Raw genomic sequence first — 18168 nt, forward strand, 5'->3', positions numbered from 1 at the left:
GGTGAGATCGATGAGCGATGTACACACCGTCTGCGTGAGATTTCATGCCGCCATCGAGCTGATCGGCTCGCGCTGGTCCGGCGCCATCCTGCGCGCGATGTTCACGGGGCAGAGCCGCTACGCGCAGATAAAGGCCGCGGTGCCAGGTCTGAGCGACACCATGTTGACCCAGCGGTTGCGCCTGCTCGAGACGGAGGGGCTCATCGAACGACGGGTCATCCCGGCATCCCCCGTTCAGGTGGAGTACTACCTGACGGAGAAGGGCCGCGATCTGGAGCCCGCGCTGGAGGCCGTGATCGCCTGGTCGCACAAGTGGATCCCGATCCCCGAGGGCGGCCAGGCGGATGACGAGCACACACTGATCGAAGAGCACATCGAAGAGCACTAGGAAGCCGGTCAGCCAACCGATTTGCCCACCCCCGTCGCCGTGATCATGCAGGGTTTCCCCGGGAAAGCGCGGGACATGCGGTTTCCCAGATCGTGATCATGCATGGATTCCGCCACGCGCGCTCTGATCAGCGCCGCCACTGTTCGTGATCATGCAGTGTCCGTCCGGCGGGCGCGCCCGCGTAGTGCATGATCACGCTGTACAAAACACCAGGCAGGACGGCACACGCAGGACCATGCGCATGATCACGCGCCACAAAACACCAGGCAGGACGGCACACGCGGGAACATGCGCATGATCACACGCTACAAAGCCCTCGGCGTACGGCAAGGCGCGAAGGGCCCGGAGGGCCCGGAAGGTCATCTCGCCGGGCGGCCTGCCCCGACCGCGAGCGTGTCGCTCGCCCGGCCTCTGCCACGCAGCCGGTCCATCTCCCGCCATTCCGGGCGCAGCCCCGCCAGGTTGGTGGTGAGGAAGTACGCCGTTCCGCTCGCCACGAGCACGGGCACGAGCCCGAAGGAGGCGACCGCCACTCCGGCGATGAGCCCGCCGAGAGGGATTCCCGCCCAGGCCAGCGAGTCCCCCAGCGCTCCGACGCGGCCCAGCAACCGGCGCGGAACCCGCTCGAAGGAGATCGCCCCGAGGATCGGGTTGAGGAATCCGCCGCCGAACCCACCGACGGCGAACACCACCAGGACCAGCCACATCGGCGCGCCCAAGGCGAGGATCAGGAAGCGCGGAGACCCGGCCAGCAGGAAGCCGATGAAGAACACGATTCTGCGCCGCAGACGGTGTGCCATCGCTGACGCGATCAGACTTCCGCAGACCGCCGCGCTCCCCCACACGCTGCCAATCACGCCGATAGCCGCCGGCCCTCCACCGGACTCCTTCGCCCAGACCGGCACAAGCAGCGCGTTGAACGCCGCGTCCAGCAGGTTGGTGATGCCCACCACGATGATGACGGTGAGCAGCAGTGGCTCACCGCGGAGGAAGACGAGGCCCTCGCCGAAACGCCGCCAGTAGCCGGGCTCCTTCTCACCGGCCGGCGCCGGCTTCTGGTTCGCCGCCTGCCCCATGCCGCGCGGCAAGGCCAGCGCGGTGATCAACGACCCCAGGGCGAAGCAGACCGCGTTGACGATCAGGCCCGTCATGGAGCCGAGCAGCGCCACCAGAGCTCCCCCTGCCGCGGGGCCGACCGTGGACGCGAGTCGCTCGGCCACACCGGCGAGACCGGTGGCCCTCTCCAACGGCACCCGGCTGCGCTCGGCCGCCTCCGGAACCATGATGTGCTTCGCCAGATCGCCCGGGCCCCGCACCGCCCCGACGATCGCGACCAGGACCAGCAGCACCCAGAACGAGAGCAGGTCCATGGACTGGAGCAGCGGGACCAAGCCGGCGGCGACGGCGCTGACCGAATCCGCGGTCCAGGACACGGCTCGCGGACCGATTCGGTCCACCATCGGCCCGGCGAACGCCTTGACCACCACATACGGGGTCATCTCACAGAAGGCCACCAGCCCCGTCTGACTGGCGCTGCCGGTCGTGACGAGCACGAACCACGGCAGCGCGACGGCCGAGACCCGGGTGCCGGTCAGGGACACGACTTCGGCCGCCAGCAACCCGGTCAGTGGCCGCAGGCTCCGTCCGCCCGATGTGCCGCCAGGTGTCTCATCTCCCGCGTTCGCGGCTGCCCTCTTCACGTCGTCTCCGCTGGTCCGGACCCCGTCGCGGTCTCGGCCTCCACGTCCAACTCGGGAAGCAGATGCGTGATCAGTGAGACACGTTGGGCGCCCTCGGGGGCGGCCACCGCCGATTCCGGCGCTTCACGCCTGTACCGGGCGATGACCGACCGCAGCTCCTCCTGCAGGCTCGCCACCTCTTCGGGGGTGAGCCGCAGCGACCAGTCGCTGAGGTCGAAGACGTCTCGCCAGGCGCGGGGCATCGTCTGAAGCTCGTTGAGCGCCTGATGCGCCCGCTGCGAATGCGCGGTCAGCACGGACTGCATGTACATCAGCGCGGCTTCGGGCTCTCGCTCGGCCAGCTCCATGTCGTTGAACCAGGTGGACCGGTGCACCGACCGCCACCAGCGCTCCCGGGCGTTCCCCCGCGCCATGTCCTCCTCGACGAAGCCGGCGGCGGCCAGTTGCCGCAGGTGGTAGCTGGTCGCCCCGGACGTCAGACCCATCCGGCCCGCGAGCAGGGTGGCCGTCGACGGGCCGTACATCCGCAGCAGCCCGACCAACTGCACCCGCACCGGATGGGCCAGGGCACGCAGACCCTTGGCGTCCAGGACCACATCTGTCTCAGGGTTCGGCTCGTACGGCCCGCCCGGCTTCTCGCGCTCGTCCATGTCACGAAATCTAGACTGCAAACAATCCTTTGCAAAGAGTCCTTCGCGAAGAAGTGTTTGCGGTCAGACGATCCGCCCGGCATGGGCGTACGGCGTCAGCCGTCTACCGCGCCGGACTCGAGGTCCCTCCCGGTTTGGACCTCTCGTGCGTAGAAGCCAGCCCGCCGATTTCGATATCCGGCCGTGAATGGCCGTGAATTGGCGAAGAAATATCCGTCACCGACGGCCACGGAGCAATCCTTGATCGACCGTTGCTCGGTACGGCCGTGCCCATGGACGGTCTCGCTGTGGCTGGTGGCGACCTTGCACCCCTCTCGGGTCACGCGGATCGGGAACCCATGCCAGGTAGGCCATCAACTGCGGCACCCGGCCGGCGAGCGCATCACGTTCGGCCGGCGGCAACGCGGCCAACTGGCCGAGGACGGTGAAGATCGGGGATGATGAGAAAACGCACGTCACCACCACGTCACCGAAGCTGTACTTCTCCCAGATGCATGCGGGACCATTCCTGATGTCCGGTGTGGCCACGCGGTCCTCGATCAGGCGACGACGCCGGTACCGTGACTCGGGCCGCACCCCGGCCGTCGTCACACCCTCGTACGCCGATCGCGGGCACGCTCAGTCGTCGATGGCCTGGTAGGCGCAGGTCCAGAAGTCGCGGAACACGGCGGGCGGCGTCGGGGAGGTCATGTATCTCTGGGTCAGCAAAATCCCGATCAGCTCCTCGGCCGGATCGGTGTAGACGGAGGTGCCCGTGCCGCCGTTCCAGCCGAACCGTCCGGGGACGGCGGGGAGGTCGTCGCGCCGGGTGACGACGCTGACCCCGAACCCCCAGCCGCTCGAGCCCCCGAAGAACACGGCGTTCTCCGCCTTCTGCTCCTCGGTGAGCTGGTCGGTGGTCATCAGCTCGACCGAGGGCCTAGACAGGAGGCGGTCCCCGCCGTACCGGCCCTTGTTCAGCATCATCGTGCAGAAGGCCAGCAGGTCGTCGGCGGTCGAGACGAGCCCCCCTCCGGCAGAGGGGAAGGCGGGCGGCCGTCCCCACCGGCTCTGGCGGGGGTCGTCTTCGAGCACGAGCCCTCCCGTCCCCTGATCGGACCGGTAGGCGGCGGGTAGCCGGTCCAGCTTGCCGGCGGGAACGTGAAACCCGGTGTCCCTCATGCCGAGCGGCTCGAAGAGGCGCTCCCTGAGGAACTCCTCCAACGGCCGCCCGGTGGCCCGGGCCATGAGCACCCCCAGGACATCGGAGCCGGTGTGGTACATCCACTTCTCCCCCGGCTGGTGAACCAGCGGCAGGTCGCCGAGCCGCTTGATCCACTCATCAGGCTCGACCGGCGCGGCCTGCGGGCCGGGGGACAGCCCGGCCTCGTCCATCGCCCGCTGGATCGGGTACGCCCCCGGCGGCGCCATCACCGCGCCGATGCCCATCCGGAACGTCAGCAGGTCGCGCGGGGTGATGGGCCGATGCGCCGGAACCGTGTCGTCGAGTGGCCCGTCGGGGCGTCTCAAGACCTTGCGGCCGGCCAGTTCGGGCAGCAGTTCGTCCACCGGGTCGTCCAGCCGCAGCCGGCACTCCTCCACCAGGATCATCGCCGCGCCAGCCGTGATCATCTTGCTGATCGAGGCGATTCGGAAGATCGCGTCCCGGCGTATCGGCCCGCCGCCGCCACCGGCCTCGGTCGTGCCGATGGCCTCCACGTGCGCCTCGCCGCGCCTGGCCACCAGAGCGACCACGCCCGGCAGCTCGCCACGTTCGACGTGACCGGTCAGCACCTCGCGCATCCGTCCGAGCCGTACGGTCGACAGACCTGAAGCGCTCATCCCTGCTCCTTCCTCCCCCGGAGCTACAGACCTTACGACGGCGCGGCCCTCATCGGGCCTCAGTCGTCTCATCCGCTGCCGGGCGGGTGCGTCTCCACAAAGCGAAAGGGGCCCACCGCGAAGCGGGACCCCTCCAACCGAAGTGACCTACTACGAGTAGATCCGGGCGGTGAAGTACTGGTTCAGCCCTGCCGGAAACGTGATCCGCGGCCGATCATCAATCGGTTGCCGACGGATCGGCGCGGATATCACGCCGTGGCCCCAGACGGCCTGACGTGCGGCTTCCGCCGCTCGGGCCGCAGCCCGTGCGCCAGGGCAAGGGTGACGGCGACGGAGGTCGCCGCCATCACGACCATCCCCGTCGAGGGCGAGGTGCGCTGGGCCACCGCACCCGCGAGGGCCGCGCCCACGCCCTGCATGGTGAGCATGCCGGACGTGTGCAGCCCGAGAGCGTGCCCGCTCAGCTCGTCCGGTGTCAGTGACATGAGCCGCTCCTGGAGCAGCAGGCTCGCCGAGTAGCCGACCGAGGCGAGCACCACGGCAGCCACCGCGAACGGCAGCGCCGGCTTCAGGGCGAAGACGAGGTACGGCGCGGCCAGCAGCAGCCGCAGAGGACCGCCGAGCCGTTCCCTCCACCGCTGGGGGATGAACCGGCCGGCCAGGGTGTCACCGGCGAGCATGCCGAGAGCGGCGCAGGCGAACAGGAGCCCCGCGTGCCGGGGCGAGTAGGAGACGTAGAGGGACTCACAGCCGACGATCAGCCCGTTGGGCACCCAGAGGGCGAGGTAGACGTAGCGGCGAGGCTTGGACGACCACAGCAGTGCGTTGTTCCGCCAGGTCTCGGCGGCCGACGGCCGTCCGGCGGCGCGTGCCGGCCGAGGGCTCAGGCCGAACCGGGCGGTGATCGCGGCGGCGAGGTACAGGGCGGCGCCAATGAGCAGCGTGCCACGTGGTGACAGCGTCGCCACGAGCACACCGCCGAGCGCGAACCCGCAGATCTGCATGGCTCCGACGGACATGTTCAGCACGGAGCGGCCAAGCAGGTAACCGTCCCTGGAGAGGATCTCGTTGAGCAGGCCGTAACGCACTCCACCGCCCAGTGAGGCGAGCACGCCGTCTCCGAGGAGCACGGCGAAGACGGCCCACACGGGCAGGCCGGGGATGGCCTGCGCGGCCGTGCCGATGCCGAAGACCAGTGCGAGACCGCTCAGCGCGGCACGCGGCGGCAGCCGGTCGGCCGCCGACAGCAGCGTGGCCGCGCCGACCACCTGGGCGAGGGCCGGACCGAACATGGCGAGGGCGGCGAGCAGGGGTGAGCCGGTGGCCGTGTAGATCAGCGTGCCGAGGGCCAGCCCGCTCACCGTCTGGGCCGCCACCTGCAGAGACGCCGTCAGGAAGAGCGGGGTGAACTCCGGCGCCCGGAAGAGCTCTCGATAGGTGCGCATGGCCGGAGTCTCGAAGATCCTCGCCTGGGGCCGTTACTGTTTCGCCAGGGCGCGAAACGACAGGGGGCCCGGACATGGGCTGGTGGGTGGTCAACGCGGACACGCTCGCGAGGAGCCGGTTCGTCGTGTCTCCCCTCGCCGAAGCGACCGCGACCCTGAAGACCCTGGAGCGGGGAACGGCGGCTGACCCGGGCGAGCGCGCGTGGCTCGACGTCCACCTGCCCGCCTACCACGACCGACTGGCGGGCGACCCGGTCACCGCGCTGCTCGTTAGGGTCGGTCTGTGCCGGATCTGGAACGCGGACTTCCTGACCCCCGCGCCTACCGGCGAGGGTGCGCCCACCTTCGCGGAGGAGCTGGCGCGCGTCCGCGAGACCCCGCCCGAGTCCGCCCGAGCCGACCTCACCGTGTCGCTGGGCGGCCCCCTCCCCGCCCCGTTGGACCGCCCCGACCTGCCGGAACGTGCCGCCGACCTGCTCGACTGGGTCTGGACGGAATCGGTGCTCCCCTACTGGCCACGGCGGCAACGGATCATCGAGGCCGACGTCGTCGCGCGTACGGCCCAGCTGACCCAGGGTGGCTGGGCCGCGGCTCTGAACGACATGCGCCCCGGGATGCGCTGGCTCGGAGAGGGCAGGCTACAGATCAACACACACAACTATCCGCCGCGAGAGATCTCCGGGGCGCAGTTGCTGTTCGTCCCCGTCACGCCGCGCCAGGGCTGGGTCTCGTGGGACATTCCACACCGTTACGCCGCGATCTACCCGTGCTCCGGCACGCTGGCGCAGGCGACCCAGGAAGCCCCCGAATCGCTGGCCAGGCTACTCGGGTCCGCGCGGGCGAGTGTCCTCGTCCTCCTCGACACCCCGAAGAGCACGACGCAACTGGTGGCGCTGACCGGCCAGGGCCTGGGCTCGGTGGGCCGCCACCTCAAAGTCCTGCTCGACGCCCACCTGGTCCGGCGGCGACGCGCCGGGCGGTCCGTCCTCTACTACCGGACGGACGCCGGCGACGTCCTGGTGAAAGCTCAACGGAGCGGATGAGTCGTCAAGGGCGCGTGGGTGCTCCATGTTCGCTCGCCCGGGTGACGCGGTCGACGAGGAACGTCAATGATCCGCCGTGCGGATTCGGCGGAGCGAAAGGGCCCGGCAGATCGATGAAGTCGACGACCTCATTCTCCGGAGGCGCCGTGATCTTCACCTTTACACCCCAGTCGTTGTAGCGAGTGTCGACCACGTCATGCTGAGTGGCCTTGACCCACTCGCCGTCCTGATTGGGGATATAGGTCTTCTGACTGTGCTCCGTGATCAGGCGAACTGGCAACTGGTCACGATTGACGAAGAGCCTGAAGGACATCTGGGCCACGTCGGAGAAGACATACCCGTCCTTGTACAGCTCCTTCGCGGTGAGGGTGCCTCGATATTCGCCAGGCTTGGGGCTGGTGGCCTTCGACATCACCAGCCTGAGTATCGCCGGGTCGAGGACGTCGACGAGCTGGTCACCACGCTGCCCCTCATTGCCCCACCAGGTATTGGCCTTGCCGAATCGGACCCAGCTCACCCTTGGGGGCATTTCTCCCCATTCGAAGCCGGACACGTAGGTGTAGCGGCCCACCTTGATCGCGCGGAGAGGGGCGCGCAGGTATTCCTGCTCTTCCTCGCTGTATTTGGCCTTGATCTCAGACGTGATTATCAGCCGCGACGTGAGGTCGTAGCTCACCGCTCTGGACTCACCGAATCCGATCATGCCCACGGTCCGGGTCCGGTAATCGCCCTTGATCCCGGTGACGGTGCTACGAGTCGTCTCAGATACCAGGACTCCACGCCCAGCGGCGAACTGTTTCCTCAATGCCTTGATCGGGTCCGCGGGAGCGGCGGCTTGGGCCTGACCGCCACCGGCGAGAAGGGCAGTTAACGCCGTGACCGCGACTACGATTGCGAGACGTTTCATTTGGATCCCCCAGAAGACTGACGCCTGTGAGAAGAATCCTGTCGTCATGGCATCACAAAATGATCTCGCAGCCGGCAAAAAGATGAAGTCGGCTAATTGCCGGAATGCTTCCAAATCGCGCGAGCCACTGCCAGAACGGCCGGCGCCGGGCACAGCCAGGAACCAGTCCCCCGCGCGGGTGTAACCGGATCGACCACTACATGGTGCCGGTTCCGCCTGTGCGGATGGCCGCGGTGAGCAAGCGCGAGCGCGCGGGCCGCTCGCGGGCGGCGGCCGCGCGCTCCTCCTCCAATCTGGAGCCCCGCTCCCGCAGCGCGGCGACCTCGGCCCAGCGGGCTCGCGCCCCATGCCCAGCGCGTATGACCTCAGCGACGAGAGCGGGTTTCCCATGGTTTCCAATGGATGACATCCTCACCGTCCCGACCGGGGTCGTTCTTCTTCCGAGTTTGATCGTCTACCGTCGAGGCAGGCCACCCCGAAATGCGGGGGCGGCCTTTTTTGATGGTGCGAGGAAGGGGATGTCATGCGGCTGAGCGCCCGTAACAAGATTCCCGCCCGGGTCACCGCGATCGCCCACGGTGAGGCGATCGCGAACGTCGAACTCGACGCGGGCGGAGTGCGGTTGGTTGCCTCGATAACCGTGGAGGCCGCTCGGGAGCTGGGGCTGGCCGAGGGCAGCCAGGTCACAGCGGTCATCAAGGCCTCCGACCTGATCTTGGCCGTCGGGGATTGAGCGCGGCGCCCGGTGCGGCCGGTGGCCGTACCGGGCCTACCGACGGGGTGCGCAGATCATGCACGTCAACCCGCTCGTCGAGGCCGCGGCCACCCGGACCATCGTCCCCCACGACTAGCACCAAGTCCGTCCGTGGCTACCGGGCCATCCGGTACGACATCCCGCCGGGCTGCGCCGTGGGTTACATGCCGGAGATGAACGCGCTGTGCGCGGCAGCCGACTACAGCGAGCAGAGCGACCAACCCCTCATGAAACACCTCAAGGTCGAGATCGTTCCCGCCACGCCGGCGGAGCGAAGTTCGTAGCCGAAATCCGTGGCGCCTGAGGTCAGCGTGGCTGACACTGAGATCGTCCCCCCAGACAGGCGCGTCCGAGTCTTCTCGCGAAACAAGACGGCCACCCGTGAGGAGAGAGATGGCTCTCGAACGGTCCGTGAGCACGACGCCGGAATCCCCGGGATGGTCACCGGACACGTTCACCCAGATGACGGACCATGGCACCGCCCTCCTCGTCATGTACGGCACGGCCTGGCGACTTCACCGGCACCTGCTGGCGATATGCGCCATGACCGTTCTCCCGGGAATCGCGACGCTCCTGGTCGTGCTCGTGGCCATGGGACACGGAGTCGTCCTCTTCAACGGTTCGCCGCGCCTCGTCGAATCGTCGCCGGTCATGATCGGGGTTCTGGCCGTGACCGCCGTGGCGACGATTCTGGGCGGACTCCTCTGCCTGGCGGCGGGCGCCCGCCTCGTGCTCGATTTCATCGAGGGTCAGCCGCTGTCGGCGGGCCGTGCCGTACTGCGGATTCTTCGCCGGTCCCATTCCTTTCTTCTGCTGACCCTGCAGTTCGGGCTGGTCCTCTTCGGGTTGCTCGTCGGCGCCTCGTGGATTTCCACCCAGGCGGCCTCCATCGTGCCGGGTCTCATCCTGCTGATCGCGGCGGGCATCTTCGCGCTTCCCACCCTGATCGCCTGGGCGGCGCTGGCGGACCGGGTTCTTCCGCTTGAGACGACCATGCGTCTGATCGCTCGCGACTATGTCGGCGTCATATGGATGACGGGATTGGGGTTCGTCGCCCTCCCGGGCCTGGTCCATCTGGGCCTCTACGGACTGGGCGCGGCGTTCCCGGTGGAGACCGGCGCGCCGATCAGCGACGCCCTCCGGTTGGTCGCCTCCATCCTCCTGGCGCCGTTTCAGGCCGCCACGCTGGCGTGCTGCTACGCCTACCTCCGGCAGGCCGGACGGGAAAGCACCGAGCCCGCGCCCGGCGGCGGGCCGGCCCGAGGGACTCGGCGCGCCGGGTGGTGGCCGCTCATACTCGCTCTGCTCCCCGGCCTGCTGTACGGCACCTATCTGGTCGCCAACCCGCGCGAGCTGGTCAGCGTGATCGACAACGAGGTGGGCACGAACCATCTGACGCGGTACCCGACCACCCAGATCACCTACCTCCCCAACGGCAGGCCGGTCATCATCAGGGCCGACGGCGATCCGACGCTGACCTTCTGTGACGACGCGACCTGCGGCGGCCACACCACCGTCACTCTGAAGCAGTATTTCGACATCCACCCCGCGGTCACGGTGACGGCCGACGGCTCAGTCCTGATCGCGGGATGGGTGCTCATCCCCGGCGGCCGAGACCGCATGGAGCTGCATCTGTTCTCCTGCAGGCCCACCGGGTGCGCGCGACGGTCTGGACCACCGTTGAGAGCCAGGGACGGTTCCTGGCTTGAAGTGCACGCCGCCGCCGTCGCGACGGCGAACGGGATTGCCATCGCCTCGATCGCGCCCGGCCCCGGGGGCCGGTACGGCGAAACCGCGCTCGTCCAACTCGCGCTGTGCCGCGACTTCGCATGCGCGGACCACCGGACGATCCCGCTGGGAACGGTCACGAACAGCACCACCAGCGTCAGCCTGGACAACCGGATCCTCGCCATCACCGCGACGGCGGACGGCCGGCCGGTCATCGCGTACACCGACCGGAGCAGCCAGAAGACCACCGTGGCACGCTGCGACTCCGCGGCTTGCGTGAAGCCCGCGATCAACACCTTCGACGCATCGCGGTCGGAGCTGGGCCTGCGGGCCACGGGATCCTTCCGGGGCCAGATCGCGCTCAGGCCGGACGACAGGCCCGTGCTGGTCCTCAACGACCCGGAGGACGACACGGCGAAGATCTTCACCTGCGCCGATCCCGCGTGCTCGCAGCCCCCGCGAGAGGTCCGGGTACCCGAGATCATCGCTCTGGGCGCGCCCGGCCTCGCGCTGGACTCACGCGGCCGTCCCATGCTGGCCGGATACGACCGGGCGAGCGACCGTCTGGCCGTGCTCAGCTGCCAGGACGACCGCTGCGACCGCCGCGCGGAGACCCCCCTGATCCGCACGTTCGGCGGCGTGGGCCACCTGGACGCGGCGGTCGGCCCCGACCGCAGGACGCACATCCTCTGGTACGGCAGCGCCGACCCCACCGGAACCGACGCCTATCACTTCCTCACCTGCGCCGCCCCCGGCTGTGCTTGATCGATAAGGTGCGGCACATGACATTCGGGGCCGCCCCAGGATGAGGGGCCTCGACACGGCCCCGGCGTCCACCGCCGACTGAGCCACCCGCGCCGCCGCGTGCGCGTCGTGAGCGGCCCACGCCTCCCGGACCCGAGATCGGCAGCGCGCGGCCGACGGCCCTGCGAGCGGCCGGCCGGGGTTTGGGCATGGGGCTACTCATGTGCCGCCCCGGCGCGCGGTCCTACCGTCCGGTTCAGAGGTCAGAGCCTGAAGCGGAAGGGCGCGGCGATGGACACGGCAATGGATCACGATTTATCTCAGAGAAAACGGGGGCGGCTCCGGCGGCCGAGGTGGCTGGTCGCCGTCACGGCGCTGGCACTCGGTGCCGCCGTGGCGGCACCGCCCGCGGCCGAGGCCGCGAGTCCCCTGAAGGTCACGGTCACGATCCACCACATCTGGGAGGTGAACTGCGACGACAACGACAGCGTCCTGGGAGACAGCTGTGGCAACGACTACTACGCCAAGGTGTTCTTCCCCGACGGGGAGGTCCGTTCCCCCCGGGCCCCCGACGATCTCTCCGAGGTAGAGCCGAACTGGCAACTCTCCGGCACGGTCGACCGCGATGCCGGACCGTTCGGCGTCCGGATCCAGCTCTGGGACCACGACAGCACCAGCGGCGACGACCTGATCGACATCGCGCCGGGTGATTCGAACCTCGACATCACCATCGATCCGAACACGGGCGACTTCTCCGGCGACGTGCCGACCGCCAACCTCGGCTACGCGACGGGCAGCGGCGACGACTCCGCGGCGATCTTCTTCTCCGTCACCTTCGGGGACACCGTCGACTTCGACGGCGACGGGCTGCATGACGGAATCGAGCGGTCGGCGATCGTCGCCGCCAAGGACGGCAAAATCCCCGATCACGGCAACCTGCGCGCGCTCACCGCCAACGGAAGCCCCACGCCGGTGAGCGCCAGCCCGTGCCGGCCGACCATCCTCGTCGAAATCGACTACATGGACGGCCCTGACGGCCCCGATCCCGACACCCTCCCCGACCATACGCACCGGCCCAAACAGGACGCCCTGAACGAAGCCGTCGCGGCTTTCGGGGCGGGCGCCGTGCCGGCCAAACCCGGGTGCCCGTACGCCACCGCGGACAAGAGCAGCGGAGTTCAGCTGCTCGCCGTCGTCGACGACGCGCTGCCCGAGACGGACAAACTCGATTGGGCTTCGGGGCCGGGAGGCGCCACCGGCGAGTCCATCCGGAAGGCGAACTTCGATCCCGCGCTGCGGCCCTACTTCCATTACTCGCTGTGGGGCCACAACCAGCCGGACGCGCCCGCGTCGCCGGGAGGGCCGCCCGTGGTCAACGACAGCTCCGGTCTGTGCTGCTCCGACAGCGGCAAGGACGTCCTGATCAGCCTCGGCCAGTGGGACGGGAGCGTCGGGACCGTGCGCGACCAGTCGGGATCGTTCATGCACGAGCTCGGACACGCGCTCGGGCTGGGCCACGGTGGCGGCGACAAGGTCAACTGCAAGCCGAACTACCACTCGATCATGAGTTACGTGTACCAGACGACCGGCATACCGGACGCCTCCCTCCCACCGCCGACTGTCGATCTGAACGATGACGGCACCATCGACGGCCGTGACCGCCTGCGGCTCGACTACTCCCGGGTGGCGTTGAAGGACCTCGACGAGGACGCGCTGGACGAGGGCGACGGCATCGGAGCCGGTCCCGACACCTTCTTCTGGGACGGCGACGGAGCACTTCCCTGGCGCTCCAGCGCCGGAAACGTCGCGGTCGACTGGGACCGTGACAACCCGGCGAACATCGACGCGGGCACCGTCGCCGCCGACGTCAACTTCATGGGGATCCCCGGCTCCCAGGGCTGTCCCATGGCCACGCCGCCGCCCGGCAGCAAGGGAACGCCCGAGCTCTACGGTTACAAGGACTGGGACCATCTGCAGTACAAGGGACCCCTGTCTCCCCCGTCCAGCGGAGAGGCGGTCACGTCATCGGAGGAACTCGACAAGACCACCGCCGACTACATCCGCGCGGCGGTCCGCGAGGCGATGAGCCTGACGGACATGGAGATCCGCCTGACGGACACGCCTGACCCGGTCGGCGCGGGAACGCAGCTCACCTACGGGCTGGAGGCGCAGAACCGCGGAACCACCAACACGGCGTACTCAGTCAAGATCGAACAAACCCTGCCCGAGGACGTCACCTTCGTCTCGGCCTCGCCGGGGTGCAGCCACGCCGCGGGCACAGTGACCTGCCTGGTGGGGAACGTGGCGCCGGGGGCGACCGCCTCCGCCACCGTGAAAGTGAGCGTGCCGGCCGATCTCGTCTACAAGAACGGCGGCCCCAAGGACATCGTCTCCACCGCCAAGGTCTCGCATGACGGCTCCGATACGGACACGGCGAACAACTCGGCGACCGCGACCACCCGCGTCGTCGCCATGGCGGACGTGAAGATCACCGATGTGAAGGGCTCCGGTCCGCTGGAGGTTCTCATCGGTCAGCCCGCGCAGATCTCGCTGGAGACGACCGTCGAAAACGCCGGTCCGTCGACTCCGATCGACGCCGTGCTGTCCACGACGGCCACAGCCGGCGGAGGGGTCGTCGTCACACCGCCGGCGTCCACTCAGGACGTGCGTGCTCTGACGGTCGGCAGTCCGCGCACCCTAGGCTCGACGGCCCAGGTGGAATGCACGTCACCGGGAGTCAAGACGGTCTCGCTCGTCTCCGGGCTGGCGTTGAGGAACGCCGAGGACATCGACCCGGACACGACCAACAACCGGCGCACGACCGAGTTCCGGATCGACTGCGTCGTACCCATCGCCATCAACGTCCGGCCGGGAAGCTTCCCCAACCCCATCAACCTCAACACCGACGCCACATTGGCGGCGCTGACCACGAGAGCCGGCGAGTACGGCCTGCCGCTCGACTTCGACGCCACCGCCATCGACGTGTCGGCGACCCTGTGGGGCCTGAGGGAGAACCTCTTCAACACGGCCACCCCCGTCGGAGCGCGGGAGATGCACGGCCGCGGCCACCCTGAGCGCTCCTACGAACTGGACGAGCGCACCCGCGACGGCGACCTCGACCTGGTCTTGCACTTCAAGCCCGACGAGTCGGGACTGCGAGCGGGCACGACGCAGGCGTGCCTCAAGGGCAAGTACAGGGCGCCGGACGGAAACTCCTACACGTTCCTGGGCTGTGACTCCGTACGAGTGATCGGAGGCTGAGCATCCGAGTGGGCGGGGCCTCCGGGTGGAGGCCCCGCCCACTCAGTGTTTTACAGGGGCGTGGGTGCTCGCAGGTAGGACTGCGTGCGCGTGGCCCAGTAGTAGTAGTCCGACGGGGTGCTCTGGTAGGCGCCGACCATCTCCGGCACGTTGTACGTTCCGGTCCCGGTGCCGGCGCCGAACATGATGGCCACGATGCCCGCGGCCGCGGCCTCCGGGATGTGCGAGCCCCACGTCACCGTGCCGCCGCTGACCGACACCTTCGGGTCGCCGTCGGCGTTGGAGCCGAAGAACGACAGGTAGTTGCCGCTGGTGGCGAAACGGTCGCCGAAGAAGTAGGTCGACGCGGAGTCCTGGTACCGGTTCGGCGACACGTCGTCGAGGTCGGGGAACGTGCCGCTGGAGTTCCAGTACGTCGGGCTGGCGGTCCGGGTGGAGTTGAGGTGCCCGGCGGCGATCTGCCAGAGCACGCCAGGCCGGTTGAGAGCCGCTCTGATCGTCTTGACGTAGAGGAGGTAGTTGTTCCAGTGCGTGGCGTTGAGGTAGCGGATGTTGCCGGCCGGATTGGGGTCACGGAAGTACCCGAAGTCCTGGCCCCACTGGTCGAAGGCGACCAGGTCGGCCTCACTGCCGATCTTCGCGGTCGTCAGGAACGCCGCCACCTGGTTGGCCGTGTTGACGATCGAGGTGTGCCCGGCGGTCACGCCCATGGTGTCGGTGTCCTTGATCGTGCTGCGCACCGCCCAGGTGTTGACCTGCCAGCCGATGAACGCGCTGGGGTTGTACTTCTTGATGGTGTGGTTGATGGCCTGGACCAGGCCGGTGAGCGTGTTCGGGTACGTCGGGTCGCCGGAGCCGAGGACGCCCGACGAGTACGCCGCCGAGGTCGCCGCCGATATCTTGGTCGCGTCGTTGCCGTAGGCCGATCCGTGGCCCTGCTGGATGTAGCCCAGCATGTCCGGCTCGATGATCCAGCCGACCGGGGTGCCGCCCGCCTTCGACGCGGCCGACTGCGCGGCCGCCTTGAGCGAGGTGAAGAACTGCGAGACCCAGCCGGAGTTCTTCATGTTGTTCCAGGCCGCGTCGGCCCCGTCGATGTTGCCGTTCATGCCGTACTCGACGAGGACCGGCGTCATGCCCAGCTTCTTGGCGCTGCTGACCTGGGTGCCCGCGACGCTCGCCCAGTTCGCCAGCTCGTTGCCGAGCAGGTACTTGTAGCCGTAGTTGGGCAGCGGGCCATGGGTGGCGAGCTGCGTGAAGAACGTGTCCACCGTGGAGCCCGGCGTGTAGACGGTGCCGATCGCCAGGTAGTTCGGGTGCCAGGCCCCCGGAGGCGGCGGGGTCGGGGTGATCGTCGGCGTCGGCGACGGTGAAGGCGAGGGCGAGGGCGACACGGTCGGCGTGGGCGAGGGTGTCGGCGACACCGTCGGTGAGGGTGACGGCGACGGTCCCGACCCCGGCCCGGCCAGCACGACGTCGTCGGCGCCGTAGGTGCCCTGGGCGTACCAGCCGTGCAGGAACACCTGCACGCTGGTGGTTGACGCGCCGGTGTCGAACGAGGTCGAGAGCTGGCTCCAGGATGTCGCCGACGGTGTCCAGATGCTCGCGCCGCCCGTGATGCCGAGGTAGACGTAGGTGCCCTTCACCCACGCGGTCAGCGTGTAGTGCGAATTGGGCACCACGGTCACGGTCTGCGTGCACTGCGCCGTGTCCGAGCCGGTGGTCGCGCCCGCCAGTGAGGACGTGCCGCCGTGCGCGCCGCCGGAGACGACCGAGTCACCCGCCGCGCACGACCACGACGACAGACCGCTCTCGAAGCCGGGGTTGGCCAGCAGATTGGTCGCGGCCGAGGCGGTCATCGCCCCCAGGCCCAGGAATAACAGAAGGACGGCCAGGGCACCGGCGATGATGGGAGTACGGCGCATCACACACCTCTTCGGGACAGGTACGTGGTGGAGAGCACCACATCGGGAGTCGAACGGCGCGGTCGGCCGAGACCTCGGACGGTTCCGCTCTGGGTGATGTCAATCGGCGTGGCGGAGGACTGGGCGCGGGAGCTCTGTTAAGAAACTTTCCTAATAGTTGAGGTGATCGTAGGCACAACTCTCACCGTCCGCAAGACCCAACCGATGCGCGGCCGTTCCTCAGCGGGCGAGCGTGGGATGTCAGCGGTGGCCGCTATGGTCGCGTCATTCTGATCCGATCCAACAAGGAGCCGGGTCGATGGCGGTGCCTGTGGAGGAGTTGAACATCACCTACTGCGAGGGATGGGATCCCGCCGGTAGATCAGCTGTGGGGCTGCTCTCGGGGAGTCCGCCGCCCAACGTGATCGGCTCGGCGAGCAGTACGCCGTTCTCCTGAGCGCTGAACGTCCAAGACTGCTTCTGGAAATCGCCTGGCGACAGGGCTATCGCGCGCTGTGGCTCTTCGACGCTCGAGGACGCCGGACCGACAGGTTGGAATACCGGCGTCTGTCCGAAAGGCCGCGCCTTCCTGCACGAGACCAGGGAATGGCGGACGGCGAGGTCGTCTGCTTCGTCACGGACATGCTTGTCCTGGCCGACGCCACCATCATGACCGAGCCAACGGCCCGGTAACACACTTGGCACAGCGATCACGGGATGCGGCTGATCACGAGTACTGTCCGAGCAAGTCTCCAGGATCATGAGCTTTGATAACGCTCAGTGATGTCGGACTACGGGACTTTTGTTCGCTATCTATTCGGCGGTCATCCGCAGGGCCGGGCTCGTTTGGCGCAGCAGCGGCATGAAGCAGTCCAACCGCCGAAATGGCTTCTGGATTCGCTGCCATCAAGCCGCCTCGTCCGTGGAATCGGGAATGGGAGCCAGTCGCACGCTGCCGGACTGGGCCTTCTCATCGGGGAAGACCCACCTCCGGAGCGCCCAGAAGCGGAAGACCATGGCGATCAGCGTGCCGATGATCTGCGCGCTCATGAAGTCGGCGATCTCCTGGGTTACCAGGCTCACATCCGGGGTCTCTAGACGAAATACGTAGCGGGAGATCCATAGCGGCGCGGAGCTGAGCACTAGACCGACGCCACTGACCAGGAAGAACAGCGCCGCCTCGTGACGGCGCTCGCGGCCGCCCCTGGTCCGGAACGACCATTCGCGGTTCAACACGTAGGACACGATCGTCGCCACGAGCACCGCGATGATCTTCGCGGTCACCGGCTTCGGTTCCAAAATGGTCAGCTTCAGCCCATAGAACGTCGTGTTGTCCACTAAGAACGCTGTTCCACCCACCACCACGAACTTCAGCAGTTCACGGTGCTTCAGCGCAAGTGCGTGCAGCGGTTCCGGCAATCTTGCGAGTACTGCGTTTGCTATTCGGAGCACCCCCGATCTTCTCACCAGTCGAACACCCTGGTAACAAGATTTACGGACACGGCTTGTCCGGCTGGAACCGTACCGACGACCGTTCGCGACCTGGCCCACGAGGCTGGCGTCAGGCCCAAGACGCTGGCTCGAAACGCACGCAGATGGGGCGTCCCCATCACGTGGCGCTTGGGCAGGGCTCGGCGAGTTGAGGTCTGTTCCGGTGACGGTGGAAGCGCACGGGCGAGGGTCGCTCGGTGGCGGGCATGGCCGGCTGGTCAACCTGGTCATCTTCCACAACGCACTGCACCTCATGGATGCGATCCGGGGCCTGATCGCCGAAGGGTGGACGGATCACCGCCGACCAGTTCGCCGCACTGTCGCCCTACCTG

Annotated in this window: 13 protein-coding genes; 6 read left to right on the forward strand and 7 right to left on the reverse strand. The window is 68.1% G+C overall.

What is annotated here, in order from left to right; all coding sequences use genetic code 11:
• Window positions 1-10: 10 nt before the first annotated feature.
• A complete protein-coding gene (locus N5079_RS25685; protein WP_261586634.1) occupies window positions 11-388 on the forward strand; it encodes a winged helix-turn-helix transcriptional regulator in 378 nt (125 codons plus the stop codon).
• A 359-nt stretch (window positions 389-747) separates the two neighbouring features.
• On the opposite strand, the gene N5079_RS25690 is transcribed toward N5079_RS25685, so the two are convergent.
• From N5079_RS25690 to N5079_RS25705, 4 genes are all read right to left on the reverse strand, one after another.
• On the reverse strand, window positions 748-2088 hold the full coding sequence (locus N5079_RS25690) for an MFS transporter (RefSeq protein ID WP_261586635.1): 1341 nt from the start codon (window positions 2086-2088) through the stop codon (window positions 748-750).
• Window positions 2085-2738: an ArsR/SmtB family transcription factor gene (locus N5079_RS25695; protein ID WP_261586636.1), complete on the reverse strand. Its 654-nt coding sequence runs from the start codon at window positions 2736-2738 to the stop codon at window positions 2085-2087. The genes N5079_RS25690 and N5079_RS25695 overlap by 4 nt, the downstream gene beginning before the upstream one ends.
• A gap of 618 nt (window positions 2739-3356) precedes the next feature.
• A complete protein-coding gene (locus N5079_RS25700; protein ID WP_261586637.1) occupies window positions 3357-4559 on the reverse strand; it encodes a serine hydrolase domain-containing protein in 1203 nt (400 codons plus the stop codon).
• A 248-nt stretch (window positions 4560-4807) separates the two neighbouring features.
• Window positions 4808-6004 (reverse strand): MFS transporter, encoded by a 1197-nt coding sequence (locus N5079_RS25705; protein ID WP_261586638.1) that lies wholly within the window; start codon window positions 6002-6004, stop codon window positions 4808-4810.
• A gap of 74 nt (window positions 6005-6078) precedes the next feature.
• On the opposite strand from N5079_RS25705, the gene N5079_RS25710 reads away from it, so the two are divergent.
• On the forward strand, window positions 6079-7047 hold the full coding sequence (locus N5079_RS25710) for an ArsR/SmtB family transcription factor (protein WP_261586639.1): 969 nt from the start codon (window positions 6079-6081) through the stop codon (window positions 7045-7047).
• Between the two features lie 4 nt (window positions 7048-7051).
• Here N5079_RS25710 and N5079_RS25715 read toward each other — a convergent pair whose 3' ends face one another.
• Entirely contained in the window at window positions 7052-7954 is a 903-nt protein-coding gene (locus tag N5079_RS25715) for a hypothetical protein (RefSeq protein ID WP_261586640.1), read from the reverse strand.
• Between the two features lie 523 nt (window positions 7955-8477).
• Between N5079_RS25715 and N5079_RS25720 the strand changes: the two genes are divergently transcribed.
• The 3 genes from N5079_RS25720 (at window position 8478) to N5079_RS25730 (ending at window position 14441) form a co-directional block, all read left to right on the forward strand.
• Window positions 8478-8687, forward strand: a complete 210-nt coding sequence (locus tag N5079_RS25720; RefSeq protein ID WP_261586641.1) for a molybdopterin-binding protein — start codon at window positions 8478-8480, stop codon at window positions 8685-8687.
• 414 nt (window positions 8688-9101) lie between these two features.
• A complete protein-coding gene (locus N5079_RS25725) occupies window positions 9102-11201 on the forward strand; it encodes a hypothetical protein (protein WP_261586642.1) in 2100 nt (699 codons plus the stop codon).
• A gap of 282 nt (window positions 11202-11483) precedes the next feature.
• Window positions 11484-14441 (forward strand): DUF11 domain-containing protein, encoded by a 2958-nt coding sequence (locus N5079_RS25730; protein ID WP_261586644.1) that lies wholly within the window; start codon window positions 11484-11486, stop codon window positions 14439-14441.
• 50 nt (window positions 14442-14491) lie between these two features.
• On the opposite strand, the gene N5079_RS25735 is transcribed toward N5079_RS25730, so the two are convergent.
• A complete protein-coding gene (locus N5079_RS25735; protein ID WP_261586645.1) occupies window positions 14492-16366 on the reverse strand; it encodes a carbohydrate binding domain-containing protein in 1875 nt (624 codons plus the stop codon).
• 298 nt (window positions 16367-16664) lie between these two features.
• Between N5079_RS25735 and N5079_RS25740 the strand changes: the two genes are divergently transcribed.
• The gene (locus tag N5079_RS25740) at window positions 16665-16802 is read left to right on the forward strand and encodes a hypothetical protein (RefSeq protein WP_261586646.1); all 138 of its coding nucleotides are present in this window, start codon (window positions 16665-16667) and stop codon (window positions 16800-16802) included.
• Between the two features lie 449 nt (window positions 16803-17251).
• Here N5079_RS25740 and N5079_RS25745 read toward each other — a convergent pair whose 3' ends face one another.
• On the reverse strand, window positions 17252-17764 hold the full coding sequence (locus tag N5079_RS25745) for a GtrA family protein (RefSeq protein WP_261586647.1): 513 nt from the start codon (window positions 17762-17764) through the stop codon (window positions 17252-17254).
• Window positions 17765-18168: the final 404 nt, after the last annotated feature.

Origin of the sequence: Planotetraspora sp. A-T 1434 (genome assembly GCF_025420585.1) — a bacterium.
Taxonomy (GTDB): Bacteria; Actinomycetota; Actinomycetes; order Streptosporangiales; family Streptosporangiaceae; genus JAOEGB01.